Genomic DNA, 25,641 nt, shown 5'->3' on the forward strand with positions numbered 1-25,641 from the left:
ACGGTAAAATAGGTGGGAAATCCTCTCTGGTCACGACACACTGATCACGACTCAGTGAGGAGATTCCTTTCCATGCCGAACCAGCCCGCACCCAATCTGCTGTCGTGGGCCAGCGAGATCGACGAAGGTGCGATCATGCAGGCCGCACGCACTGCCCGCCTGCCGTTCGTCGCCGGTCACGTCGCTCTCATGCCGGACGCTCACGTCGGCATCGGTGCGACGGTCGGCTCGGTGATCCCGACCGAGAACGCCATCATCCCCGCCGCCGTCGGCGTGGACATCGGCTGCGGCATGGTGGCGACCGAGACCACGCTCACGGCCGCCGACCTGCCCGACTCGCTCGCCGCGCTGATGCCGCTGGTCGAGCGGCGCATCCCGGCCGGTGTCGGCAAGGGTCACGACGACCCCGGCATCGACCGTGCGCTGAGCGATCTCGGCCTGCCCCACACCGACCTCAGCCCGAAGCAGACCAAGAAGGTCGCCGACCAGTTCGGCACCCTCGGCTCCGGCAACCACTTCGTCGAGGTCTGCCTCGACGAGCGCGACCGGGTCTGGACGGTGCTGCACTCGGGTTCGCGCGGCATCGGCAACCAGCTCGCCCAGTACCACATCACGGGCGCCAAGAAGCTGATGAAGAAGCAGCAGGTCGGCCTCGAGGACCCGGACCTGGCATACCTGGTGCAGAGCACGCCGGAGTTCACCGCGTACATCGAGGACATGCTGTGGGCGCAGCGCTACGCGATGGCCTCGCGCGCGCGGATGGACCGGGTGCTGATCGACGCGCTGTTCAAGGTCGTCGGCAAGGGGCAGCGGGTCAGGACGATCAACTGCCACCACAACTTCACCCAGCAGGAGACCCACTTCGGCAAGTCGCTGTGGATCACCCGCAAGGGCGCCATCAAGGCCGACCGCGGTGACGAGGGCGTGATCCCGGGGTCGATGGGCACCCGCTCGTACATCGTGCGCGGGCGCGGCAACCCCGACTCCTACAACTCGTGCTCGCACGGCGCGGGACGCCGCATGTCGCGGACGAAGGCCAAGCGCGAGCTGTCGGTGAAGTCGCTGACCGAGGCCATGAGCGGCCGCACCTGGAACGCCGACCGGGCGGCGGCCCTGGTGGACGAGCACCCGGAGGCGTACAAGCCGATCGACCAGGTCATGGCCGACCAGCAGGACCTGGTCGAGGTGCAGCACACGCTGCGCCAGATCTTCAACTACAAGGGGTGAGCCGGTGGCGATGCCGAAGAAGGGCTCGCGGCGCATCATCGTCGACGGTGCCGACTACCGCTGGCAGGTGCGCCGCCGGGCGCCGTACTCCCAGGCCAACGCCTGGGCTCCGCTGAGGTTCGCGGTCGAGCGGGCCGAGCAGCCGGGGGCCGCCCTGGTGGTGTCGCTGCCGTGCGCCCGCCCGGACAACTGGGTGTACGAGCGGACGCTGCCGGTCACGCCGGCTCTGGTGGCCGCCTGCATCAGGCGGGCGCTGGAGCGGGGCTGGGACCCCGGGCGGCCGGGGCCCGCCATGACGCTGGAGGTCACCGAGGACGATCTCACCGCGTTCCTGGGCGGGCCGCCGCGCTACCTGATCCCGTTCTGGTGGGGAGTGGCTCCGGCGGAGACGGCCCCCGTCTCATCAGACTCCTGAGCCGGCGCCGCCGCCCGTCCCGGCAGCAGCGGGATGAGCGCCAGGACGACGACGACGGTGGCGAACGAGATCCAGAACACGCCGCGCAGCCCGCTCATGGTCCCGGCCGCGGCCTGGACGACGAGCGTGACGACGGCGACCCCCAGGGCGGCGCCGAGCTGGTTGAGCATGTACAGCACGGAGCTGCCCTGGGCCACCATCGGCTCGGGGAGCGTACGGTAGAGCGAGCCCATGGTGGGCGCGCTGAAGCAGCCGCTGCCCAGCCCGAATGTGAGCGCCGCGAGGGCGGGCCACACCTCGGGCGTGCCGGGCCCGATCTGCGTCAGCCCGTACGCGCTGAGCAGCGCCACGAGCGCGCCTCCCGTGGCCAGGCCGCGCGCGCCCAGCCGGTCCGACAACCGGCCGGCCAGCGGCATGGCGATGGAGCCGCCGAGCCCCAGCGGCGCCATGAGCAGCCCGGCCGCGAGCACGCCGTGCCCGTGCGCCTGCTGGTAGTACAGGGGCAGCGCGAACAGACCTGCGTACAGGCCCATGCCGCCGAGCCCCATGATCGTGACGCTGGCGGTGAAACCGCGGCTGCGGAACAGCCCGAGGTCGATCAGCGGGCGCTCGCCGCGCCGGGCGTGCCCGCCGTACGCGATGAGCAGCACGGCCCCCGCGATGAGCGGCAGCAGCACCTGCCACGCCCCGAACCCGCCCTGCTCCGCCGTCTGCGACAGCCCCAGCACGACGGCCGCGAACCCGGGGCCGAGCAGCGCGAGGCCCAGCACGTCGAGGCGCGCGGGGCCCGTGCCCTGCTGCGGATCGGGCGAGATGACGCGCACGGCGAGCACCAGCGCGACGACTCCCACGGCCACGCTGAGCAGGAACATCGCCCGCCACGACAGCGATCCGAGTATCGCTCCGCCGGCGATCGGCCCGAGCACGGGTCCGAGTGACAGCACCACGCCCATGAGGCCCATCACGCGCCCGGCCCTGCGCGGTCCCGCCGCCCTGGCCAGCAGGATCAGCACGAGCGGGTCGAGCAGGCCCGCGCCGAAGCCCTGCACCACCCGGAACGCGATCAGGCTGCCCATGTCCCACGCCAGCCCGGCGGCCAGCGATCCGGCGATGAACACGCCGAGCCCCGCGAGCCACAGCCGTTTGCCTCCATAGCGGTCGACGGCCCAGGTGGTGAACGGGATGGTGGCCGTGACCGCGAGCAGGAACCCGGTGGACGCCCAGCCGACCGTGCTCAGCGAGGTCTCGAAGATCTTGGCCAGGCTGTCGGTGGCGACGGCGGCCATCGTGCTGTTGAGGATGCCCATCATGCCGCCGAGCAGCACCACGGCGATGGTGGCGAGCAGCCGCCCATCCATCCGGTCATATTCATTTGAACTCATGAGTTCAAGTTAATGACCTAGTCCGTACGAACACAACCCTCTCGTCTACTGATCTGAACTCATGAGTACAATCGAGGGCATGAGCACCACTCGCGGCCGGATCGACAAGCGCCAGGCGATCCTGGAAGGCGCGTTCACCGTCTTCGCCCGCGAGGGCTACGCGCAGGCGTGCGTGCAGGCCATCGCCCGCGAGGCGGGGGTGGCCAAGCCGACGGTCTACAACCACATGACCGACAAGGCCACGCTGTTCCGCCACTCCCTGGAGGCCGCCGCGCGAGCGGTGCTCGACGAGCGCATCGCCGCGCTCGAACCCCTCGCCGACGCCGGTGACGACCTGCGCGCCGCCCTGCACCAGGCGGCCGGACGCCTGCTCCGGCTCCACACCGACGGGCGCTCGTGCGCGCTGCGGCGGCTGCTCTACTCCGAGGTCACCCACTTCCCCGACATCCTCGACATCGTCAAGGACAGCGGGCCCGACCGGCTCACCCGGGCGCTCGCCGACCGGCTGGCCAGGCTCGCCCTCGCCGGCCGCCTCCGCGCCGGCGACCCCGACCTCGCGGCCGAGCAGTTCCTCGCGCTGCTGCTCGGCCCCCTTGAAGCCCGCACCCAGCTCGGCACCCGGACACTGCCCGAGGCGGAGCTGGACGCGATGGCGCAGGCGGCCGTCGACGCGTTCGCCCGCGCCTGGGACGTCTCCTGACCCGGCCCCGCCGCCCCATCGAAGGCACGGACGCAGCGGGAGCAGGAGGCGAGCAACCGGCGGCCGTCTCAACTTCAGCCGGATCCGCCGTCGGCACCCGCACCGGGAGGCCCCTCAGCCGGTGAACGGCGTGCGGCGAGCCAAGAACAAGGCGCGGTGTCGACGCCCATCGCCACCTGCTCGCCGACCGCCCCCTCGATCACGGCGAAGAGATCCGCGCGGATGACGTCGTCCCACCCCTCAAAGGGCTCGCTCGGTCAGCCACCCACAGGGACACTCCACGCTTCAAGAGGCTCCCAGGCCACCTCCCAAGGGACGCTCCGGCGGTCCGGGGTGGGCGGAGCCGGCAGCCACGGAAAAAGACAAGGGGTGGGCGGAGCCAGGCCCACCCACCCCTTAACGCGACAAGGGCTACTTGGAGTTCGCCTTCAGGTAGTCGCTGTTCATTCGCGCGATCGCGTCCAGCGGGATCCCCTTGGGGCAGACGGCGGTGCACTCGCCGGTGTTCGTGCAGCCGCCGAAGCCTTCGGCGTCCATCTGGTCCACCATGGCCTTGGCGCGGGACATGCGTTCGGGCTGGCCCTGCGGCAGCAGGCCGAGGTGGGTGATCTTGGCGGCGACGAAGAGGGAGGCCGAGCCGTTGGGGCAGGCCGCCACGCAGGCGCCGCAGCCGATGCAGGTGGCGGCGTCGAAGGCGGCGTCGGCGTCCTCCTTGCGGACCGGGATGCTGTGGGCGTCGGGCGCCGAGCCGGCCGGTACGGAGACGAAGCCGCCCGCCTGGATGATGCGGTCGAACGCGCTGCGGTCCACCACCAGGTCCTTGACGACCGGGAACGGCGCGGCGCGCCACGGCTCGATGGTGATCTCGGCGCCGTCCTCGAAGTGGCGCATGTGGAGCTGGCACGTGGTGGTGGCGCGCTGCTCGCCGTGGGGTACGCCGTTGATGACCATGCCGCACATGCCGCAGATGCCTTCGCGGCAGTCGTGGTCGAAGGCGATCGGGTCGTCGCCTTCGAGGATGAGGCGCTCGTTGAGTACGTCCAGCATCTCCAGGAACGACATGTCCGGGGAGACGTCCTCAACCTTGTACGTCACCATGCGGCCCTTGTCGGAAGGGCCCTTCTGACGCCAGACGTGTAGGGTCAGGTTCACTTGTAGCTCCGCTGGGTCATCTTGACGTACTCGTACTCGAGCGGTTCCTTGTGCAGGATCGGCCCGTCGGGGGTGTACTCCCAGGCGGCCACGTGCGCGAAGTTCTCGTCGTCGCGCAGCGCCTCGCCGTCGTCGGTCTGGGATTCGGCGCGGAAGTGGCCGCCGCAGGACTCGGTGCGGACGAGGGCGTCCAGGCACATGAGCTCGGCGAGGTCGAAGAAGTCGGCCACCCGGCCGGCCTTCTCCAGCACCTGGTTGAGCTCTTCGGCGGTGCCGGTCACCTTGACGTTGTTCCAGAACTCCTCGCGCAGCTCGGGGATGCGCTCGAGGGCCTTGCGCAGCGACTCCTCGGTGCGCTCCATGCCGCAGTAGTCCCACATGAGCTTGCCGAGCTCGCGGTGGAAGGAGTCGGGCGTCCTGGTGCCGTTCACCGACATGAGCCGGTCGATCTTGCTGCGGACGCGGATCTCGGCCTCGGCCACGGCCTCCTCGTCCACGTCGCCGAACGGGCCGTCGGCGAGGTAGTCGCCGATGGTGGTGGGCAGCACGAAGTAGCCGTCGGCGAGGCCCTGCATGAGGGCGGACGCGCCGAGGCGGTTGGCGCCGTGGTCGGAGAAGTTGGCCTCGCCGATGACGAACAGGCCGGGGATGGTGGACTGCAGGTCGTAGTCCACCCACAGGCCGCCCATCGTGTAGTGGACGGCGGGGTAGATGCGCATCGGCACGTCGTACGGGTTCTCGCCGGTGATGCGCTCGTACATCTCGAAGAGGTTGCCGTACTTCTTCTCGACGGCTTCCCGGCCGAGCCGGTTGATGGCGTCGCGGAAGTCGAGGTAGACGCCGAGCCCGCCGGGGCCGACGCCGCGGCCTTCGTCGCAGACGTTCTTGGCGGCGCGGGAGGCGATGTCGCGCGGCACGAGGTTGCCGAACGCCGGGTAGATGCGCTCGAGGTAGTAGTCGCGCTCTTCCTCGGGGATGTCGCCGGGGGCGCGGGTGTCGTTCTTGCGCTTCGGCACCCAGACACGGCCGTCGTTGCGCAGCGACTCCGACATGAGGGTGAGCTTCGACTGGTACTCGCCCGACACGGGGATGCAGGTCGGGTGGATCTGCGTGAAGCACGGGTTGGCGAAGTACGCGCCGCGCTCGTGGGCCCGCCAGATGGCGGTGGTGTTGCAGCCCTTGGCGTTGGTCGACAGGTAGAAGACGTTGCCGTAGCCGCCGGTGGCGAGGACGACCGCGTCGGCGAAGTGCCGCTCGATCTCGCCGGTGACCATGTCGCGGACGATGATGCCGCGCGCGCGGCCGTCGGAGACGATGAGGTCGAGCATCTCGTGGCGGGCGTACATGGTGACGGTCCCGGCCGCGATCTGCCGCTCGAGCGCCTGGTACGCGCCGAGCAGGAGCTGCTGGCCCGTCTGGCCGCGGGCGTAGAAGGTGCGGGAGACCTGGGCGCCGCCGAAGGAGCGGGTGTCGAGCAGGCCGCCGTACTCGCGGGCGAACGGCACGCCCTGCGCCACGGCCTGGTCGATGATGTTCACCGAGACCTGGGCGAGGCGGTAGACGTTCGACTCGCGGGAGCGGAAGTCGCCGCCCTTGACGGTGTCGTAGAAGAGCCGGTAGATCGAGTCGCCGTCGCCGCGGTAGTTCTTGGCGGCGTTGATGCCGCCCTGGGCGGCGATGGAGTGGGCGCGGCGCGGCGAGTCCTGGTAGCAGAAGGACTTGACGTTGTAGCCCAGCTCGCCGAGGGTCGCGGCGGCGGAGCCGCCCGCCAGGCCGGTGCCGACGACGATCACGTTGAGCTTGCGCTTGTTGGCGGGGTTCACCAGGCGGGCGCTGAACTTGCGCTTCTCCCAGCGCTCCTCGATGGGCCCGGAGGGAGCCTTGGTGTCCCGGATCTCAGGGCCTTCGGTGTACTTCACTTGACTACTCCGAACGTGATCGCGAGGGGCGGGGCCAGGAAGCCGATGACCAGCAGGGCCGAGACGACGCCGGCGGTTCCGCGCAGGACGCGGTAGCGGTTGCGGTTGGCCCAGCCGAGCGTCTGGAAGGCGCTCCAGATGCCGTGGCGCAGGTGCAGGCCGACCATGACGACCGCGACGAGGTAGATCAGGGTCACCCACCACCGGGAGGCGTCGAAGCCGGCGATCATCCGGTCGGCGGGCGCGGAGTCGTAGCCCTTGGGGTTGACGACGCCGAAGGTCAGGTCGAGCAGGTGCCAGAGCACGAAGAGCACGATCGTCACGCCACCCCAGCGCATGATGTGCGTGGTGTAGCCGCTCGCCTGAGACTTCTTGGTGACGTACTTGACGGGCCTGGCCTTGCCCGCGCGGCGGGAGAGCGAGATCGCGGCCCACATGTGCAGCGCGACCGAGACGACGAGGACGATCTCGACGATGGTCAGCAGCGTGCGGTAGGGGGCGATGGGCTCGAGCAGCGTGCGCAGCGCGTGGGCGTACTCGTTGAAGGAGTCACGGCCGAGGAAGATCTTCAGGTTGCCGAGCATGTGGCCGACGAGGAAGAGCACCATCACGGCGCCCGTGACGGCCATGACGACTTTCTTGCCGTTGGACGAGCTGAAGAACCCGCCGGGCTTCTTGCCCGCCGGGGTTTTCTTGGGGGCGGAAACAGGCGCGGTGGCGGAGCCGCGCTCTATCGTGGCAGTCACATTGCACAAGCTAGGTATGCAGCGATGATCCGTCCAAGTCATGGTGGACCTGGTTTCGATAGCTTGCGGCTATGATGCGGGTAGATGAGGCTTTCTCGGAGTTCCCGTCGCGCGCGGATGCGAGGAAAATCACATGCAGTTCCAGCAGCTCGCGTACTTCGTGGCGGTCGCGGAGACCCGGCACTTCACCCAGGCGGCCGAGCGCATGCGGGTCGCGCAGCCCTCGCTGAGCAAGCAGATCAAGGCGCTGGAGGAGGATCTCGGCGCCCGGCTGTTCTCCCGCGCGCGGGGCAACGTCACGCTGACGGCGGCGGGTGAGGCGCTGCTGCCGCTGGCGCGCCGCATCCTCGCCGACGCCGACACCGCCAGACAGGAGGTGGCCCAGCTCGCCGGGCTGCGCAGAGGCCGGGTACGCCTGGGCGCCACGCCCTCGCTGTGCGCCGGGCTGGTGGCCGACGCGCTCGCCCGCTTCCACCGCTCGTACCCCGGCATCGAGCTGCTGGTCGAGGAGGGCGGCTCGCGTGACCTGGTCAAGGCGCTGGCCAGGGGGCAGCTCGACCTGTCGCTGATCATCATGCCGCTGCAGAGCGACGACCCCTCGCTGGTGACCGAGGAGATCCTGCGCGAGAACCTCGTCGTCGTCGCCTCGGCGCACGAGCGGCTCAAGGGCCCCTACCTGCGCATCGAGGACCTGCGGAACCGGCAGATGGTGATGTTCAGGCGCGGTTACGACCTGCGCGAGGCGACGCTGGCGGCCTGCCGCCAGGCCGGGTTCGAGCCGCAGCTCGCGGTGCAGGGCGGCGAGATGGACGCGGTGCTGCGCTTCGTCGAGGCCGGGCTGGGCATCGCGGTGGTGCCGTCGATGGTGCTCGACGGCCGTCCCGGGCTGCGCGGCACGCCGCTCGCGCCGCCGGGATTGAGCAGGACGATCGCGCTGGCGCACCGCAAGGACGTGGAGCCGACCAGCGCCGCGCAGGCGTTCCGCCAGACGCTGCTGTCGTACGTGGTGGAGGCCGGCCGGGACGGCACGCTTCCGCAGGGGGTAGAGCTCATCGCAGAATGAGCACCTAGGGCACCACCTGGGCGCCACATCCCCCGAAGAGGTGTTTTGACCGCCATTCTCTCCGAAACGCTGACGTTGCTCCTCATCGAGGATGACGACGGCGACGCCTTCCTGGTCGAGGAGCTGCTCAAGGAGGCGGCGGCGCCGCCCCGCATCTTCCGCGCGCGCAGCCTGAGCGAGGCGCGGCGCAGGCTCACCCCAGAGATCCAGTGCGTGCTGGTGGACCTGTCGCTGCCCGACGCCAGCAGGCTGGAGGCGCTGGAGGAGGTCATCGCGCTCGCGCCGTTCACCGCCGTGCTGGTGCTGACCGGGCTCAGGGACGTCCACGTGGGCGTCGCGGCCGTGCAGTCCGGCGCACAGGACTACCTGGTCAAGGGCGACGTGGACGCGAGGCTGCTGGCCAGGTCCATCCGGTACGCGATGGAGCGCAAGCGCGCGGACGTGGCGCAGCTCAAGCTCGTCCAGGCGGAGCTGATCGCCAGGGAGAACGCGCGCCTGGAGAGCGCGCTGCTGCCCGACCCGCTGCTGCGTACGCGGGAGATCGAGCACGTCACCCGCTACCTGCCGGGCAGCGGCGGCACGCTGGCCGGCGACTTCTTCGACACCGTGCAGACCCCCGACGGCTCGGTGCACGTGGTGATCGGCGACGTGTGCGGGCACGGCCCCGACGAGGCCGCGCTGGGCGTGGCGCTGCGCATCGCATGGCGCACGCTGGTGCTGTCCGGGCAGACCGGCGACACGCTGCTGCGCACGCTGGACGCACTGCTGCGGGCCGAGCGCCAGGCCCCGGAGATCTTCACCACGCTGTGCATGGCCACGATCTCGCCGGACCTGGGCCACGCGACCATGCGCGTGGTCGGCCATCCGCCGCCCGTGCTGGTGCGGGAGGGCACGGTCGAGGTGGTGGACGGCACGCCGTCCGGGCCGCCGCTCGGCATCTTCGCCGACGCCGCGTGGTCGGTCATCGACGTGCCGCTGGGCGAGGAGTGGTCGATGATGCTCTACACCGACGGGCTGATCGAGGCGTCGGCGCAGGAGCAGGGAAGGATGCTCGGTGTGGAGGGCCTGGTCGATCTGGTACGCGAGCACGGCATCGCCGACCTCGACGCCCTGATCGGCCAGGTCGGCACGCTCACCGACGATCTGGCCGTGGTCAGGCTGCGGAGGAGGAAGACGTGAGCATCCACCCGCTTCCTCCGCCCAAGGAGCCGATCGGGCTCGGCCGGGTGCCGGTCGCCCGCTGGTTCCTGCTGTTCGGGGTGCTGGCCGGGCTGACGTTCGCCGCCGGGGTCGCGACGGTGATGACGATGGCCGCGCGCACGGCCGAGCTGAGGCCGCGCCCCGAGGTGGCCGAGCAGGTCGATCGGCTGATCGTGGCGCTGATCGTGGTGTTCGTGCTGCTGCTGGTCTGCGCCGCGGGCCTCGCGCTGGTCGTCAGGTACGCGGTGCTCAAGCCCATCGGCCGCCTCACCGACCAGGTGCGCGCGGTCGCCGCCGGCGACTTCGACCGCGACCTGCACGTGGACCACCCCTCCGAGCTGGCCGAGCTGTCCAGCCACATCGACTCCATGCGCGGCCGCATCCTGTCGGCCTGGCGGACGGCCCAGGACCAGGCCGAGGAGCTGCGCCGGTCGAACGGCGAGCTCGAGCAGTTCGCGTACGTGGCCAGCCACGACCTCCAGGAGCCGCTGCGCAAGGTGGCGAGCTTCACCCAGATGCTGGAGCAGCGCTACACCGACCGGCTCGACGACCGGGCCAGGCAGTACATCCATTTCGCCGTGGACGGCGCCAAGCGGATGCAGCTGCTCATCAACGACCTGCTGGACTTCTCCCGGGTGGGCAGGGTCACCGCCGGGCGCGCGCCGACCGAGTCCGGCGCGGCGCTGGACCGGGCGCTGGACAACCTGTCGGCCGCGATCGAGGAGTCGGGGGCCACGGTCACCCGTGACGAGCTGCCCGCGGTCATGGGCAACCGGACGCAGCTCACCCAGCTCTTTCAGAACCTCATCGAGAACGCCGTGAAGTTCCGCTCCGAGGAGCCGCCGCGCGTGCACATCGGGGTGCGGCGCGACGGCGACATGTGGGAGTTCAGCTGCTCCGACAACGGCATCGGGGTCGAGCCCAAGTACGCCGACCGCATCTTCCTCATCTTCCAGCGGCTGCACGCCCGCGACGTCTATCCCGGCACCGGCATCGGGCTGGCGCTGTGCCGGAAGATCGTCGAGTATCACGGCGGGCGGCTCTGGCTCGACGGCGGCGCGGCGGGGCCCGGCGCCACGTTCCGCTGGACGCTGCCGGCGGCGGACAGCCCGGCAACCCACACGGCGAACAACACAGCGACCCACACAGCGCCCCACACAGCGGCCCACACAGCGGCCCACACAGCGGAGGACGCGGCGGAGCACAGGGCGGAGGGCGCGCGATGAACGGATGGCGGCCCATCGAGGTGCTCCTGGTGGAGGACGACCCCGGTGACATCCTGCTGACCAGGGAGGCGTTCGACCTCAACAAGGTGCACAACCGGCTCAACGTGGTCAACGACGGTGAGCAGGCGATGGCGTTCCTGCGCCGGGAGGGCGCCTACGCGGACGCGCCGCGCCCCGACCTGATCCTGCTCGACCTCAACCTGCCGCGCATGAGCGGGACGGAGGTGCTGCGCGAGGTCAAGGCGGACGCCGTGCTGCGGACGATCCCGGTGGTGGTGCTGACGACCTCAGAGGCGGAGGAGGACATTCTTCGGAGCTACCGCCTCCACGCCAATGCTTATGTCACAAAACCAGTAGATTTCGAGCAGTTTATCCGTGTTGTCCGGCAAATCGATGATTTTTTCGTATCGGTGGTTAAGTTGCCGACGCAGGGGCAGCGCCTCTGACGCGGGTACGTGACGGGAATCACAGCAAGTCATCGAAAAAGTGAGTGACCTCGCTCACAAAAATCGATCCTGTCGTCGTAACGTATCCCCCACCAACGCGCGCCCGAGCGGATCCCGCCGTGTGAGCGCGCCCAGCGAAACGACACCACGGACCCCCTGCGCGACGGGTCCGCGGGAGGTGGAGAGGTCCGCGATGACCCAGACGACACCCGAAGCTCCGGTTCGACGGCAGCGTGCGCAAGTCAGAGTACGCACCCTGCGAACAGACAGATGGTGGCTGGCCCCGCTCGTGACGTTCCTCGGGCTCGCCTCCTTCCTCGTCTACGGCGTATGGGCGATCATCGACAACAGCATCTTTCACGATCCGTACATCGCCCCGTTCGCCTCGCCGTGCCTTGCGGCGGCGACGTGCCCGGAAGGTGCCCAGCTGTTCGGGTGGGCGCCGATCGGCGACTGGTACACGCTCTCGCCCGGCCTGCTCATCCTGGGCCTGCCCGGCGGATTCCGTCTCACGTGCTACTACTACCGCAAGTCCTACTACCGCTCGTTCTGGCTGTCGCCGCCGGCCTGCGCGGTGCAGGAGCCGCACGGCAAGTACACCGGTGAGCGGCGCTTCCCGCTCATCCTGCAGAACATCCACCGCTACTTCTTCTACGCGGCGATCGTCATCGGTCTCATCCTGGCCTACGACGCGGTGCTGGCGCTCGTGCACAAGCCGCTCGGCCTGGGCACCTGGATCCTCATCCTGAACGCGGTGCTGATCAACGCCTACACGATCTCCTGCCACTCGTGCCGGCACATCACGGCGGGCCGGCTCAACCACTTCTCCCGCCACCCGCTGCGCTACAAGGCCTGGACGTTCGTCTCCAAGCTCAACGCCAAGCACCAGCAGCTCGCGTGGGCCTCGATGTTCTCGGTCATGGGCGCCGACCTGTACGTCCGCCTGGTGGCCAAGGGCATCATCGCCTTCCCGTACGCGTAAGGACAGTTTTCACCGTGGAAAACACGCACAACATCGAGCGCCACGAGTACGACGTCGTCGTCATCGGCGCAGGAGGCGCCGGCCTGCGGGCCGCGATCGAGGCCCGCCAGCAGGGCAAGCGCACGGCCATCGTCTGCAAGTCGCTGTTCGGCAAGGCGCACACGGTCATGGCCGAGGGCGGCGCCGCCGCCGCGATGGGCAACGTCAACCCCGACGACAACTGGATGGTGCACTTCCGTGACACCATGCGGGGCGGCAAGTTCCTCAACAACTGGCGGATGGCCGAGCTGCACGCCAAGGAGGCTCCCGACCGCGTCTGGGAGCTGGAGGCCTGGGGCGCGCTGTTCGACCGCACCAAGGACGGCAAGATCAGCCAGCGGAACTTCGGCGGTCACGAGTACCCGCGGCTCGCACACGTGGGCGACCGTACCGGCCTGGAGCTCATCCGCACCCTCCAGCAGCGCGTCGTCGCGCTCCAGCAGGAGGACTACGAAAAGCACGGCGACTACGAGGCCTACATCAAGGTCTTCGCCGAGTGCACGATCACGCGGCTGCTGAAGGACGGCGACGCGATCTCCGGCGCGTTCGGCTACTGGCGCGAGACCGGCAACTTCGTGCTCTTCGACGCGCCCGCCGTGGTCCTCGCCACCGGCGGCATCGGCAAGTCGTACGTCGTGACCTCCAACTCCTGGGAGTACACCGGCGACGGCCACGCGCTGGCCCTGCTCGCCGGCGCGAAGCTCATCAACATGGAGTTCATCCAGTTCCACCCCACCGGGATGGTCTGGCCGCCCTCCGTGCGCGGCATCCTCGTCACCGAGTCCGTCCGCGGCGACGGCGGCGTGCTGCGCAACTCCGAGGGCAAGCGCTTCATGTTCGACTACATCCCCGAGGTCTTCAAGGACAAGTACGCGACCACGGAGGAAGAGGCCGACCGCTGGTACACCGACCAGGCCAACAACCGGCGCCCACCGGAGCTGCTGCCCCGTGACGAGGTGGCCAGGGCCATCAACGCCGAGGTGAAGGCCGGCCGCGGCTCACCCCAGGGCGGCGTCTTCCTCGACGTCTCGACCCGGCTGCCCGCCGAGGAGATCAAGCGGCGGCTGCCGTCGATGCACCACCAGTTCAAGGAGCTGGCCGACGTCGACATCACCACCGAGCCCATGCAGGTCGGCCCGACCTGCCACTACATCATGGGCGGCGTCGAGGTCGACGCCGACACCGGCGCGTCCTGCGTGCCCGGCCTGTTCGCGGCCGGCGAGGTGTCCGGCGGCATGCACGGCTCCAACCGGCTGGGCGGCAACTCGCTGTCCGACCTGCTGGTCTTCGGCCGCCGTGCGGGCGCGGGCGCGGCCGCGTACGTCGACGCGCTGCCCGCCCGGCCCAAGGTCGCCGCCGAGCAGGTCGACGCCGCGAAGGAGGAGGCGCTGGCGCCGCTCGGCCGCAGCGGCGAGAACCCGTACGAGGTGCACCACGAGCTCCAGCGGACGATGAACGACCTGGTCGGCATCATCCGCAAGGCCAACGAGATCACCGAGGCCCTCGGCGTGATCGAGAAGCTGAAGGAACGCGTGCGCATGGTCGGCGCGGGCGGCTCGCGCATCTACAACCCCGGCTGGCACCTCGCCATCGATTTGCGCAACATGGTGCTGGTCTCGGAGTGCGTGGCGCGTGCCGCGCTCATGCGCGAGGAGAGCCGCGGCGGTCACACCCGTGACGACTTCCCCGCGATGGACCCGGAATGGCGCCGCAAGCTGCTCGTCTGCTCCACCGAGGACGGCTCGACGGTCAACGTGGAGGTGAAGGTGCAGCCGCCGATGCGCGACGACCTCATCACCCTGTTCGACCGTGACGAGCTGAAGAAGTACCTCACCGACGAAGAGATGGCCGAATTCGACAGGATAGCGAAGACGTCATGAACTACAAGGCAAAGTTCAAGGTCTGGCGCGGTGAGGGCGGCGAGGGCCGGCTCGAGGACTTCACGGTCGAGGTGAACGAGGGCGAGGTCGTCCTCGACATCCTGCACCGCCTCCAGGCGACCCAGGCACCCGACCTCGCCGTACGGTGGAACTGTAAGGCCGGCAAGTGCGGCTCGTGCAGCATGGAGATCAACGGCAAGCCGCGGCTCGGCTGCATGACCCGCATGTCCACCTTCTCCGAGGACGAGACCATCACGGTCACGCCGATGCGGACGTTCCCCGTCATCAAGGACCTCGTCACCGACGTGTCCTTCAACTACCAGAAGGCCCGTGAGGTCCCGTCCTTCACGCCGCCCGCCGACGTGCGGCCCGGCGAGTTCCGGATGCAGCAGGTGGACGTCGAGCGCTCGCAGGAGTTCCGCAAGTGCATCGAGTGCTTCATGTGCAACAACGTCTGCCACGTCATCCGTGACCACGAGGAGAACAAGACCAACTTCTCCGGCCCCCGCTTCCTCATGCGGATCGCCGAGCTGGACATGCACCCGTACGACGTGGCCGACCGCAAGGAGGCCGCGCAGCAGGAGCACGGGCTCGGCTACTGCAACATCACCAAGTGCTGCACCGAGGTCTGCCCCGAGCACATCAAGATCACCGACAACGCGCTGATCCCGATGAAGGAGCGCGTGGTGGACCGCAAGTACGACCCGCTGGTGTGGCTGGGCAACAAGATCTTCAAGCGCGGCGCGAGCTCCGGCACCACCAAGCCGTAGCCGCCAGGCCGCCGTGCCCCCGGCGGGCCGCCCACGTGGCTCGCCCGCCGGGCGCCCGCGCACAGGCCGCCGGTGCCGCGTACCCGACGAAAAGGCTCGTCCAACGCGAAGGGCCGGAACCCCGACCGGGGTTCCGGCCCTTCCCTTTTGCTGCTCGTCGCCGTCGGAGGCGGCGGGACGCTACTACTTCTTCTTCCTGCCGAAGAGGCGGCGCTTGGCGCCGGACCCCCCGGGCATCACCCGGGTCGCGTCCTGCTGCTGTGCTTCCTGCTGCTGTGTTTCCTGCTGCTGGGCGTCCTGCTGCTCGCCCGCCTGAGCCTGCGGCCCCGAGCCGGGCTGGGGCGGAACGGGCTGCACGGCCGTCGCCTCGCCCGCCGGGACATCCGCCGGGAGGTAGGGCGGCGGCTCGTACTCCTTGGCCGGTTCGAACAGCCCGCGCTGGTGCTGCTGCCACGGCTCGGAGTCACCCGCCTCCGCAGCCGAGGCCGGCCCGAGCGGCTGGTCCTTGTCAGGATCGAACGGGCCGGCCCCGCCCGGCGGAATGTCCGAGGCCGGCGGCTCCGGCGGGATCGCCGGCTCGAACAGGTCGCGCTCGCGGGACTTCGGCGGCTCGCTGTAGGAGTCGAACTGCTCCGGGCCGAGCACCACCGGTTCCTGCGGCGGCTCGGCGTACGGCGCGGGCTCCTGCGCGTAGCCGTGCGGGTAGGGCTGGTGGGGGTCCTGGTAGCCGGGTGGCGGCGTGCTCGGGAAGGTCTGCACCGGCACGAAGCTGATGATCGGCGCGTACGCGGTGCCGCCCGGGTAGCCGGGGGCGGCGATGTGCGCCGTCGCGTAGGCGGGGCCCGCCGGGTAGCCGCCGGGCGGCATGGGCGGCACATCCGGGGGCAGCTGCGGGCCGGCCTTCCGCATGGCCGCCGCGTGGGCCATCCTGCGCAGCCGTCCCTCGAAGATGAGCACGCCGAACAGCGCCAGCAGCACCATCACCAGCGCCGGGATGGCGAGCTTTCCCGTCAGCGTGCGCTGGTCGTACTCGGGGGCGGCCTGCCGCAGCTCGAGCGGCACCTCCTCGGTGGAGGCGGCCTGCGACTGGCTGGGCGGCGGCGCGGTGGTGACCGGGTCGGTCGGCGCCACGGTCGGCATCTCGACCGACGCCTCGGCCGTGGGCGTGCTGGACGTCGGAGTCACCGGAGGGACCTGGATGTCCGGCTGCGTGGGCAGCGGCTGCGACGGAGGGGCCTGGGTGGTGGCCGGGGTGCTCGGCTTCTCGGTGGGCGTGCTCGTGCTCTTGGTCGGCGTCGCCGTGACCGTCTTGGTCGTCGTGGGCTCGGGGCTCGCGGTGACGGTTGTGGTGACCGTCGTGGCCGGGGCCTCCTGGTCCTCCTCCGGCGGCGGCGGCTGTCCGACGGTGGTGGTGACCGTGACGGTGACGTCTTCGGGCGGGTCGAGGTCGCACACCTCGCCGACGTCACAGGGCTCGACCGGATCGGCCGCGACCACGGAGGCGCTCGCGCTCTGCATGATGAACGGCGCGGCACCGGCACCCGACAGCCCGAGCGCAAGGACGATAGCGGACACGGCTGTCGCTCGTGTGCGTGCCACCGGCGCCCTCCGCGTACTCCCGTAACGATGGTCAAGGGAATACTAGTCCGGTCAAAGTAACAGTAAAGACGGAATTAGAGCACCTTTCTCCACTTACGTCGTTTTTGTAGCGTGACAACCAGCCACAAGCCGCACATCAGAACGGCGATTGACGCTACGACCAGGGGAAACGCCGCCGGGCCGTCAATCGGGCTCACCCATGCGATTGGCTTGGCCGGCTTCGCCCGTACGCCCATTTCCCACGGCAACGGGGGTTCACCGCCCGTCAACGTCCCGGCCGCTCCGGCGTCACCCACCGCACTCCCGGGCGGCGCGACACTCGGCACGACGGGCTGCTGACCACCCGTCCCACCAGACACTCCGCCCCCGGCCGCACCGGGCACGCTCCCGCTCAGCGCGGACCCCGTCGTGCCCGTCCCGCCGCCCGTGACGCCGCCGGTGCCGCCCGGCCCTCCGGGCACGGCCTCGGGCAGCACCAGCCCCGGCGCTCCGCCCGCCACGTCACCGGTCGCCCCCGCACGCACGCCCCCGGCGACACCCGCGCCCGCGTCCACAACCGCCCCTTTGTCCGCGCCGCTCACCGCATTGTTGTCCGCGCCGCTCACCGCAGCCGCACGCGCCTCGCCCGCAGGGCGGGCCGCGCTCCCTTTCACGCCGCGCGCCGCATCCGCACTCTCGTTCCCCGTCGCTCGGGCCGCGCCCCTCTCAGTGCCACTCGCGGTCGCGGCCTGGGTGGCGGGGATGGTCGCCGCGTCGGCACCGGCGCGCCTCCCGGCGTTCGCCGCACCGGCGTGAGCGCGTCTTCCTGGTGACGCGCCCGTGCTCGTGCGCGTCCGCTTCCCCGGCTTCGCGTCCCCGACGTCGCGGCCTGCGTCGCGCGGGGTCGCCGCGACGTGCGCCCGGCCGGTGCGAACCACGCCGGCGTGCGTCTCACCCGTCCGCGTCGCGTCCGCCCGGCTTCCGGCCGCACGTGCCAGGGTCCTCTGCGGAGCGGCGGGTCCGGGCGAGGCCTGGGCGGCCGGTGCGGTGGCGGCGGGCAGGCGGTGGGCGGGGCCGCTGAAGGTGGCGGCGTCACCGGTGATCGGCCCCCGCACCCGTACGGCGGCCGTCCTGCTCATGGTCGTCGGCTTTCCGCCGTCCCGCACCCGGGCCACCGCCGCGACCACCACCCGCCTGGCCCCCTCAGGCGCCCGCACGGTCACGTCGACCGCCTTCGTCCCGGAGACCTCGCCCAGCGCGCACACGCGAGCGCCCGGCACGACCGCCTCCTTCGGCACCGCCGCAGCCACGCCTGGGGCGGTGGGCACGGTCCCGCTCGCCCCCGCGCTCAGCTGCGGCAGCGGACCGTCCGGCTTGGCCGCACCGGCGGCGATCAGCGCCCGCGCGGCCAGCCTCCCCGCCGCCTTGGGGCCGGCCGCCTGGGCTCCTGCCACCCCGGAGGCCGCCGCCGTTCCGTCACCCGCCCCCGACAGACCAGGCGCCGAAAGACCAGGCGCCGAAAGATCCGGCGCTGCAAAACCGGACGCCGCGGAACCAGACGCCGCGGAACCAGACGCTGGAACACCAGCCCCCGCGGCACCAGGCGCAGCGAGACCGGACGCCGCAGAGCCGGGCACCTCGGAAGCCCCGGCGCCCACGGCCCCGCCGCCCGTTCCGTGAACCGTCGTCTGAGAGCCCGCGTGCCCGCCGCCGGCCGCCACCCGCGCATCGGCGGTGCACGTCACCTCGGTCAGCGCCTCCACCGGGTTGGCCGCGACCGCCACCTTGGCGCCCTTGCCCATCCCGTTCAGCCGGACACGGAAGCGCTGGACGTCTCCGGTCCTGACCCACTTGCCGACGTCCTCGGTCCCCTTCACCCGTTCGAGCACCAGCGACACCCCGGCCGCGGCCACGGGCACGGACGGCACCGCCACCAGGATCAGCACACCGGCGACGATCCACCCACGCCGCATCGCTTCCACTCCCCCACCGCGACGACAAATGACATGTAGTAATCATTGTGTCACAGAAGGTGATGTCCTAATCCTGGGGGAGCAGGTTCTCCACAGCCCGCATGATGGGCAGATCAGCCGAAAGCCACGCGACGTCGTAGTACTCGCCCGGCCCGAGCCACCGCAGCGCCAGGTGCTCCTTGGCGACGGGCTCGCCGGAGGCCAGCGAGCAGAGCCAGACGCGCATGACGTACCCCTCGGCGAGCGGCCAGTCGGCGCCCACCCGCCGGCCGACCGTGACCTCGACCCCGAGCTCCTCGCGGCACTCGCGGATGAGCGCCGCCTCCTCGCTCTCGCCGGGGTCCACCTTTCCGCCGGGGAACTCCCAGCCGCCCGCCAGCGCGGCCGGTTCGGCGCGCTGCGCGGCCAGCACCCGCCCGCCGGGAGCCACGATGACGGCGGCGACGACTGTCCTCATAGCGCAGGATTCTGCAGCTTCTTCAGCTGCTCCTGCACATCGGGGTTCTGCAGGGGACGGGTGAAGCCGACGCGATCCTGCCTGGCCATGTAGCTGGTGACCTTGATGGGCCCGCACAGCCGGCAGCGCGCCTCCAGCATCTTGCCCTTGGAGACGACGAGGCCGACGTGGCCGGGGTTGTTCGGCGAGGTGCCCGGCCCGGAGTTGAAGAACACCAGGTCCCCGGGCTGCTCGTCGCCCTCCTTGATGCGGACGCCGAACGGCCACTGCCCGAACGTCGTACGCGGGATGGACAGCCCCGCCGCCCGGTAGGCCGCGTAGACGACGCCGGAGCAGTCGAACGCGTCGGGGCCCGTGCCGCCCCACAGGTACGGCTTGCCGCGCTGCGCCAGCGCGTACTCGAGGATCTTGGCCACCACGTCGCTGGGCGCCGCCTCGACGAGGGGGTCGTCGCAGTCGTCGGTCGCCTGCGGCGGCACCTTCACCTCACCCGACTTGGCGTACCTCCTGGCGATCTCCTCGACCTGGTCGACGTACCACCAGGCGCGGTTGTAGACGAACAGCGCCCGGCGCACGTTCTCGGGCGCGCCGTTGCGCTTGAGCATCTTGGCGGCGCCGAGGATGGCGTCGGCCGGGTTGTACACGTCGCCGATGCCGTCGCCGTCGCCGTCGGAGGCGTAGCCGTTGAACTTCGACGACATCGAGATCCTGGCCTTGCCGCCCCACGTGGAGATGAGGAACTGCATCGGCCCCGCCGCGCCCGCGTGGTTGGTGCCGCTCTTGACGCCGGGCAGGTTGGAACGCCCGTGGTCGGTCTCGCGCTTGCCCACCGCGGCCAGCACGTTCCACTGGACGCCGATCTTCTTGCCGTACTCCTTGTACAGCTCCAGGTACTCGGGCGGGATGTCGGAGGTGGCCGAGTCGGACGCCTCCTCGACCTGCACCTGGTCCTCGCAGTCGACGGTGGTGCCGCCGTTGCCGAGGAACGACGGCATCGACATGAGCAGCAGCGGCGAGACGACGACCGCGGCCAGTAGCAGTAAGCCGGCCAGGCCGAGGAGCAGCGCGATGCGGCCTCGTGTGAGGTTCACCCCGAGGTGTCTCCCTCCTGGCCCTCGGCGGCCGGCAGGATGTCGTAGATCCGCCAGTCGCTGCCGGACTGGCTGACCGTGACGGCGTATTCCTCGTTCGCCTGCTTATCGCCGCTCTTGGCGGAGATCTGCCTGGTGGCGGTGACGACGAACACGATGGAGGTCTTCTCGACCTGCCTGATCTCCTTGATCCGGGCGGTGGCGGTGGAGACGATCTCGTCGTCGCGGTTCTGCTCGACGGTGCCCGCCGATGCGAGGGTCCTGGCCAGCGTGTTGCCGAGCTCGGGCGTGGTGTACGCCTTCAGCCTGGCCGCGTACGCCGCCGGGTCCTCGTCGTAGCGGAAGGTGCCGTACTCGGCGGTGAACCGCTCGGCGAGGTCCGCCGCCGCCGCGAGCTGCTCCTTGGTCATCGGCAGGTACGCGTACACGTCGAACGGCGCGGAGCTCGCGGTCGCCAGCGGCGTGCTGGTGGCCACGACGGTGCCGGTGGCGCTGGGAGGCGCCGGCTCCGCCGCGTCCTGGTCGGGCGAGTCCGGCCACATGGTCAGGTAGAGGCCGACCGCCGCGATGACCACGACGACGGCGGCGAAGGCCACCCCCCGCCTGTCACCTGGCTGCGCCATATCTCAGTTCTCCGGGGTCTCAGTCCTTGTCGGGGTTACTCGGCTTGAGCCAGAACGGCACGGCAGGGCTGTCGCCACCGGAGTCGCCGCCGTCGCGGCTGCTGCGCAGCCAGAGCGGGGGCGCCTCGGAGGCGCGCGACGAGGTCTCGCCGGAGCCGAAGATCCTGGTGCCCGGCGAGGTGCCGCCGCCCGACCGGGAGCCGCCTCCGGAGGAGGAGCGTGCCGAGCCGCCGAACAGCCCGCCGCCGGAGCGCGAGCCGTTGCCGCCCGAGCGCGACCCGCCGCCGAACAGGCTGCCGCCCGACCGGGAGCCTCCCGAGCCCGATCCGCTGAAGCGGGACGTACGGGTGCCGCGGGTGCCGTTCGCGGACCCGCCGCGCCGGGCCCAGCCGCCGCCCGACCCGCCGCCGAACCAGCCGCCCGCGGAGCCGCCGCCGGAGCCGCCGCCCGACCCGGCCGCGATGCCCGAGCCGCCCGGCGAGCCGTTGGAGCCGGAACCGCCGACCCGGGGGCCGCCGGGACCCCGCGTACGCCCGGAGGCGCCGCCCAGGTTGAGCGGCGGCGCGGTGCCCCTGCGCGGCTCGGGAACCGCCCGGCCCGCCGCCTTGCCGCCCTGCTGGTCGGTGTCCAGCGGGGCCGCCGTCGCCGGCACGCGCGCGCCGGACGGTGTGCCCTCGCCCTCCTGGACGCGGACCTGCCCGGCCGCGGCGGCGGAGGCCGCAGAGGCCGCCGCACCCGTGCCGCTGACCATGCCGGCCGCCCTGATGACGGGCTCGGCCTTGCGCAGGCCCCAGCGGCCGATCCTGGCCGAGGCGACCGGCGGCAGCACGCCCGCCGACCGCTCCAGCACCGGCGAGCTCGCCGCCTCGCCCAGCATGCGGGTGGTGACCGTGTGGCCGTTGATCGAGGCGAACAGGTGCTGGAACGGCCGCCGGTAGAAGAACACCGCGATCGTCAGCAGCGCCATGAACAGCACCTGCATGCCCCACGGCATGGCGGTGGAGATGATGAGCGCGTACCCGTAGATGAGCACGCTCAGCACGATGGTCAGCACGGCCTGCCGCAGCAGCGTGCCGATGAGCATCTCCACCCAGCGCATCGCGATGATGCGGCCGCTGCCCGGATGGACGCCGATCAGCAGGAAGATCGGCCCGAGTATCAGCAGCAGCAGGAAGCCCACCTTCAGCACCAGCAGCGAGACCGCCACGAGGAAGATGAGCAGCCCCGCCACCAGCGCGGCGATGAACGCGCCGACGGCCACACCGAGCCGGTTGGACCAGTCGCGGCCGGAGAAGGTCGCATACCGGGGGTCGTTGCGGAGCTTGTCGGCGAAGTCGGCGTACGCGGACTGGCGGGCGCCCACGTCGGGCGCCGGCTCCCCGGCCACGGCCTGCGGGACCGACTGCATCTCCAGCACCTTGCGGCCCCAGTCGCGCACGATCGGCTGCTGCGGGTCGGAGGTGCCGAACAGGCCGACCAGCCACGGCTTGCAGACCAGCGTGGACCACAGGGCGTCGGCGTTCTGCTCGACGCCCGGCGTGCCGGCCTGCGCGTAGCCGCCCGCCTTGACCTGCGCGTCGGGCTGGCCGGGCGGCTGCAGGCAGGACGCGCCGCCCGCGCCGGGCAGCCCGGCGAACGCGGAGTTGACGACCTCGCCCGTCTTGTCGGTGACCTCCTTGCCGAGGCCGGTGAAGTCGCCGGGCCGGCTGAAGAACCAGACCGCCACGGTGACCGCCAGCACCATCCAGATGACGCCTTCGGCGGTCGTGGTGGCCCGCTTGCGGATCAGGCCGTACCAGGCCAGCCAGATGGCGCCGAGGATGATGATCGGCCGCAGGAACGGCCAGTACATGGCGTTGGCCAGGTTCGTGACGATGTCGTCGACGACGTCCTTGATCGACTGAAGCGGTCCTTCGGTCGCCGCGGCCTGGTACGTGGTGATCGTGAGCCGGTCGATCGCCTTGGCCGCGGTGAAGATGCCGTTGGCCCACATGTTGCCCAGCACGGCCACGTAGTCGGAGCAGGTCAGCTCGTGCGTGTGCCAGAACTGCCCGCTCATGCCGAACTGGGCGTAGTTGGTGCTCGGCGCCTGCGGGCCGCCCTCGGGCGGGGGCGGCTGGATCAGGCCGTCGACGCCGCTGCCCACCATCTCGGGCGACAGCGGGCCCGACAGGTCACAGGGGGCCGCGGCCGCCGGCGTGGAGGCGGCGCCCACCACGATCGGCACCACCAGGATCCCGGTGACGAGCGCGAACGCCAGCGCCAGCCGTCTGGGTAGTCGGATCTTCATGACCGTACCTCCTGCGCCCTGCCCACGCCCCCTTGAAGATCATCATGCCCCGCGCCATCGGGTTTGTCGTGTGTCGGGTTCGTGTCGAGCCAACGGAGCAGCTCCTCGGAGATCAGGTCTACTCCGATGCGGCCCGCCCTGCCATCCAGATCTCGGAATATGCATTCGCCGTTGCCGAGCGAGCGCAGCACGGCCTTGTGCTCTTCCAGCGGCTCCACCCCGAGCAGGGACATGACGTGGTCCACCTCCACCCGTTCGGTGGACCTGAAGGCGAAGACCGACGACAGGCAGTTGGTCACCTGTTCGTTCAGCAGGTCTCCGGCGTTCTGCGAGACCAGGACGAGCGCCGTGTTGCGGGAGCGCCCCATCCTGCTCACCTCGGGCACCAGCTTGGCGCCCTCCGGCGTGGAGGTGATCGCCCACGCCTCGTCCAGGAAGATCGCCTTGGGCGCGCGCCGGTCGAGGCCGTTCATCAGCCTGCGCGCGAACTGCGAGACCAGGTAGAGCAGGGCCACCGAGAGGCGCTGCTCGTAGGAGTAGTCCTCCCTGCTGGTGGCCACGTCGGGCAAGGTCAGCCCGCCCAGCGTGAACACCGTCGTCCAGCCCTCGGTGTCGATCTGCTCGCCGCCCGACGGGTCGAAGCAGAGCCGCGCCAGATGCATCTCCGACATCGAGCGCAGCACCGCGCCCAGGTTCTTCGACGCGGCGTCCTCGGCCTGCTCCAGATAGTCGACGACCTTGCCGAGCGACGGGTTCGGGGCGTTGGAGACCGCCGCCACCGCCTGGATCATCGCCGACTCGCGCTCCTCCGACATGCGCGGCAGCAGCAGCCGCAGCGTCTCGGTGGCCATCGTCTTCTTCGCCGCGATGTCGTCGCCGAACGAGAACGGGTCGAGCAGTCCCGGCGCCGCCGAGCCGAGCGGGATCACCCTCGCCTTGCGCCCGCGCTTCTCCAGCAGCTTCACCAGCGACTCCGCGTCGCCCTTCGGGTCGATCACCGCGACCGTCACGCCGCGCAGCGCCATCTGGTAGATCATCAGCAGCGCCAGCGTGGTCTTGCCGCCGCCCGGCTCCCCGGTGATCGCGATGGCCGTCGGCCTGTTGCGGGTCGCCGCCACCAGCGGGTCGAAGTGCACGATGGTGCGCGCCCTGCCGACCGTCTCCCCGATGTACGGGCCGATCCAGCCCTCGTTGCCCTCGCCCAGCCGGTCGCCCAGCTCCACCGTGGCCGTGGCCATGCCGCCCGCGATCGTGCGCAGCGGCTGCCTCTGGGCGTAGGCGTTGACCCTGACCTTCTCGCCCGGCAGCGACTCGCAGAACAGCGAGAACTGATCGCCCGTCGAGTTGACCACGTCGATGCCCATGTCGCGGTAGTGCTCGACCACCGCCTCCACCCGCTGCACGCAGATGTCCTCGGTGGGGGCCGAGACGATCAGGCGGTGCCAGCCGTACACGAAGGGCAGGCGCTCCTTGGTGATGCCGTGCTCCAGCATGCGCGCGGCGTCGATCTGCTCGGCCAGCGCCAGCGGCGCCTCCGCGCCCGCCTCACGGATGTGGTGGTCCATGTCGCGGGCGTGCGCCAGCTTGCGCGCCACGTCCTTCGACGCCTTGACCGGCGGGATCAGCCGCATCCGCGAGGAGATCTCCACCGGGAACGGCAGCTGGTCCGCGAAGTGCATCCACGGCTCGCCGTCGGGGAACGGCATCAGGTCGGGAAAGCGGGCGAACGACAGGTACGCCACGTACGAGTCGCCCTGCGGCTGCACGATCCGCAGCAGCGACCTGCCGTTGTGGATCTCACCCTCGACCAGCGACTCGATCTCGCCCCTGCCCCAGCGCCGCCGCGGGCTCGCCGACGGCGGCGGATCGCCGATCGCCCCCGCCGCCGCGTGCTGGAACAACCACGCCACCTCCGTCGAGGTGGCGTGCCTGGCGTACAGGGCACTGGACGCCAGAGCCCGGCCGAGGCGTTCCGCCGACTCGGTCCACCGGCTGATCTCGCTGTCGGGCACGTGGTCGTCCTCCATGCCCAGCGCCTTCTCCGTCTTCTGGTAGAAGCCGAAGAGCTGGGAGAGCACGCCGTTGCCGAGCTGCTTGCCGCGCGGCCCGAGCCGCACGCCCAGGTAGACCTCCTTCGTCCAGAAGTCCTTCGCCCAGACGTGCCGGTACATCTCCTCCAGGTAGTCGCGCCAGCCGGGCCCCTCGTCGGAGGTGGCGTTCAGCGCCATGGCCCACTCCGCCGCCGGATACGCCCGGTGCGCGACCCTCAGATGGACCTCGGCGTCGGGCATCCTGATCGCGGCGAGCGCGATCGTGATGTTGGTGGCCAGCGCCTCCCGCTCCTCCGGAGTGACGAACTCGTAGCTGACCGTCGGAAGCCGGAAGTACGCCCATGCGCAGGTGTCCGTGAGCAGGATGCGGTCGTCGAAATAGCGGACCGCGAGGCGCTGATGCGCTCGGGACGCCCTGCTCATGCCGCCCC

At 70.7% G+C, this 25,641-nt stretch carries 21 protein-coding genes; 10 read left to right on the top strand and 11 right to left on the bottom strand.

The features are described 5' to 3' along the window. Nucleotides 1-72 precede the first annotated feature (72 nt). On the top strand, nucleotides 73-1,227 hold the full coding sequence (locus ACGFIM_RS34900; RefSeq protein WP_393209564.1) for an RtcB family protein: 1,155 nt from the start codon (nucleotides 73-75) through the stop codon (nucleotides 1,225-1,227). 4 nt (nucleotides 1,228-1,231) lie between these two features. Then, nucleotides 1,232-1,642 (top strand): hypothetical protein, encoded by a 411-nt coding sequence (locus tag ACGFIM_RS34905; RefSeq protein WP_393209567.1) that lies wholly within the window; start codon nucleotides 1,232-1,234, stop codon nucleotides 1,640-1,642. Here the strand turns inward: ACGFIM_RS34905 and ACGFIM_RS34910 are convergent. Next, nucleotides 1,576-3,024 (bottom strand): DHA2 family efflux MFS transporter permease subunit, encoded by a 1,449-nt coding sequence (locus ACGFIM_RS34910; RefSeq protein ID WP_393209570.1) that lies wholly within the window; start codon nucleotides 3,022-3,024, stop codon nucleotides 1,576-1,578. The genes ACGFIM_RS34905 and ACGFIM_RS34910 overlap by 67 nt on opposite strands. Nucleotides 3,025-3,103: 79 nt before the next feature. On the opposite strand from ACGFIM_RS34910, the gene ACGFIM_RS34915 reads away from it, so the two are divergent. Then, entirely contained in the window at nucleotides 3,104-3,724 is a 621-nt protein-coding gene (locus ACGFIM_RS34915; protein WP_393209573.1) for a TetR/AcrR family transcriptional regulator, read from the top strand. A gap of 411 nt (nucleotides 3,725-4,135) precedes the next feature. Here ACGFIM_RS34915 and ACGFIM_RS34920 read toward each other — a convergent pair whose 3' ends face one another. The 3 genes from ACGFIM_RS34920 to ACGFIM_RS34930 are packed head-to-tail and all read right to left on the bottom strand — an operon-like array spanning nucleotide 4,136 to nucleotide 7,541. Continuing rightward, nucleotides 4,136-4,876 (bottom strand): succinate dehydrogenase/fumarate reductase iron-sulfur subunit, encoded by a 741-nt coding sequence (locus tag ACGFIM_RS34920; RefSeq protein ID WP_393209576.1) that lies wholly within the window; start codon nucleotides 4,874-4,876, stop codon nucleotides 4,136-4,138. Then, nucleotides 4,873-6,795 carry a fumarate reductase/succinate dehydrogenase flavoprotein subunit gene (locus tag ACGFIM_RS34925; protein WP_393209579.1) on the bottom strand — a complete coding sequence of 641 codons (1,923 nt, stop codon included), beginning with the start codon at nucleotides 6,793-6,795 and terminating at the stop codon, nucleotides 4,873-4,875. Before ACGFIM_RS34925 ends, ACGFIM_RS34920 begins: the two co-directional genes overlap by 4 nt. Continuing rightward, a complete protein-coding gene (locus tag ACGFIM_RS34930; protein WP_393209582.1) occupies nucleotides 6,792-7,541 on the bottom strand; it encodes a succinate dehydrogenase cytochrome b subunit in 750 nt (249 codons plus the stop codon). The genes ACGFIM_RS34925 and ACGFIM_RS34930 overlap by 4 nt, the downstream gene beginning before the upstream one ends. Nucleotides 7,542-7,674: 133 nt before the next feature. Between ACGFIM_RS34930 and ACGFIM_RS34935 the strand changes: the two genes are divergently transcribed. From ACGFIM_RS34935 to ACGFIM_RS34965, 7 genes are all read left to right on the top strand, one after another. Next, nucleotides 7,675-8,604: a LysR family transcriptional regulator gene (locus ACGFIM_RS34935; RefSeq protein ID WP_393209585.1), complete on the top strand. Its 930-nt coding sequence runs from the start codon at nucleotides 7,675-7,677 to the stop codon at nucleotides 8,602-8,604. A 45-nt stretch (nucleotides 8,605-8,649) separates the two neighbouring features. Beyond that, nucleotides 8,650-9,783, top strand: coding sequence for a PP2C family protein-serine/threonine phosphatase (locus ACGFIM_RS34940; RefSeq protein WP_393209588.1), 1,134 nt, complete (start codon nucleotides 8,650-8,652; stop codon nucleotides 9,781-9,783). Further along, nucleotides 9,780-11,030, top strand: a complete 1,251-nt coding sequence (locus ACGFIM_RS34945) for an ATP-binding protein (RefSeq protein WP_393209591.1) — start codon at nucleotides 9,780-9,782, stop codon at nucleotides 11,028-11,030. Before ACGFIM_RS34940 ends, ACGFIM_RS34945 begins: the two co-directional genes overlap by 4 nt. After that, nucleotides 11,027-11,476 (top strand): response regulator, encoded by a 450-nt coding sequence (locus ACGFIM_RS34950; RefSeq protein ID WP_393209594.1) that lies wholly within the window; start codon nucleotides 11,027-11,029, stop codon nucleotides 11,474-11,476. Before ACGFIM_RS34945 ends, ACGFIM_RS34950 begins: the two co-directional genes overlap by 4 nt. A gap of 193 nt (nucleotides 11,477-11,669) precedes the next feature. Next, nucleotides 11,670-12,458 (top strand): hypothetical protein, encoded by a 789-nt coding sequence (locus ACGFIM_RS34955; protein WP_393209597.1) that lies wholly within the window; start codon nucleotides 11,670-11,672, stop codon nucleotides 12,456-12,458. Between the two features lie 14 nt (nucleotides 12,459-12,472). Continuing rightward, nucleotides 12,473-14,377, top strand: coding sequence for a fumarate reductase/succinate dehydrogenase flavoprotein subunit (locus ACGFIM_RS34960; protein WP_393209600.1), 1,905 nt, complete (start codon nucleotides 12,473-12,475; stop codon nucleotides 14,375-14,377). Beyond that, the gene (locus ACGFIM_RS34965) at nucleotides 14,374-15,147 is read left to right on the top strand and encodes a succinate dehydrogenase/fumarate reductase iron-sulfur subunit (RefSeq protein WP_393209602.1); all 774 of its coding nucleotides are present in this window, start codon (nucleotides 14,374-14,376) and stop codon (nucleotides 15,145-15,147) included. The genes ACGFIM_RS34960 and ACGFIM_RS34965 overlap by 4 nt, the downstream gene beginning before the upstream one ends. Before the next feature lie 183 nt (nucleotides 15,148-15,330). Here the strand turns inward: ACGFIM_RS34965 and ACGFIM_RS34970 are convergent, their stop codons facing one another. The 7 genes from ACGFIM_RS34970 to ACGFIM_RS35000 all read right to left on the bottom strand — a co-directional run bounded on the left by ACGFIM_RS34970 (nucleotide 15,331) and on the right by ACGFIM_RS35000 (nucleotide 25,633). Further along, entirely contained in the window at nucleotides 15,331-16,722 is a 1,392-nt protein-coding gene (locus ACGFIM_RS34970) for a hypothetical protein (protein WP_393209605.1), read from the bottom strand. Between the two features lie 98 nt (nucleotides 16,723-16,820). Further along, nucleotides 16,821-18,671 carry a hypothetical protein gene (locus tag ACGFIM_RS34975; protein WP_393209608.1) on the bottom strand — a complete coding sequence of 617 codons (1,851 nt, stop codon included), beginning with the start codon at nucleotides 18,669-18,671 and terminating at the stop codon, nucleotides 16,821-16,823. 94 nt (nucleotides 18,672-18,765) lie between these two features. Next, a complete protein-coding gene (locus ACGFIM_RS34980) occupies nucleotides 18,766-19,155 on the bottom strand; it encodes a (deoxy)nucleoside triphosphate pyrophosphohydrolase (RefSeq protein WP_393209611.1) in 390 nt (129 codons plus the stop codon). Beyond that, nucleotides 19,152-20,246, bottom strand: a complete 1,095-nt coding sequence (locus tag ACGFIM_RS34985; RefSeq protein WP_393209614.1) for an NlpC/P60 family protein — start codon at nucleotides 20,244-20,246, stop codon at nucleotides 19,152-19,154. Before ACGFIM_RS34985 ends, ACGFIM_RS34980 begins: the two co-directional genes overlap by 4 nt. Further along, a complete protein-coding gene (locus ACGFIM_RS34990; protein ID WP_393209617.1) occupies nucleotides 20,243-20,869 on the bottom strand; it encodes a hypothetical protein in 627 nt (208 codons plus the stop codon). The genes ACGFIM_RS34985 and ACGFIM_RS34990 overlap by 4 nt, the downstream gene beginning before the upstream one ends. A 19-nt stretch (nucleotides 20,870-20,888) precedes the next feature. Continuing rightward, complete coding sequence (locus ACGFIM_RS34995; protein ID WP_393209620.1) at nucleotides 20,889-23,159, bottom strand: type IV secretion system protein; 2,271 nt, start codon at nucleotides 23,157-23,159, stop codon at nucleotides 20,889-20,891. Further along, nucleotides 23,156-25,633 (bottom strand): ATP-binding protein, encoded by a 2,478-nt coding sequence (locus ACGFIM_RS35000; RefSeq protein ID WP_393209623.1) that lies wholly within the window; start codon nucleotides 25,631-25,633, stop codon nucleotides 23,156-23,158. Before ACGFIM_RS35000 ends, ACGFIM_RS34995 begins: the two co-directional genes overlap by 4 nt. Nucleotides 25,634-25,641 lie beyond the last annotated feature (8 nt).

The organism is Nonomuraea sp. NPDC049309 (genome assembly GCF_043196965.1).
In the GTDB taxonomy this organism is placed as follows: Bacteria; Actinomycetota; Actinomycetes; order Streptosporangiales; family Streptosporangiaceae; genus Nonomuraea; species Nonomuraea fastidiosa.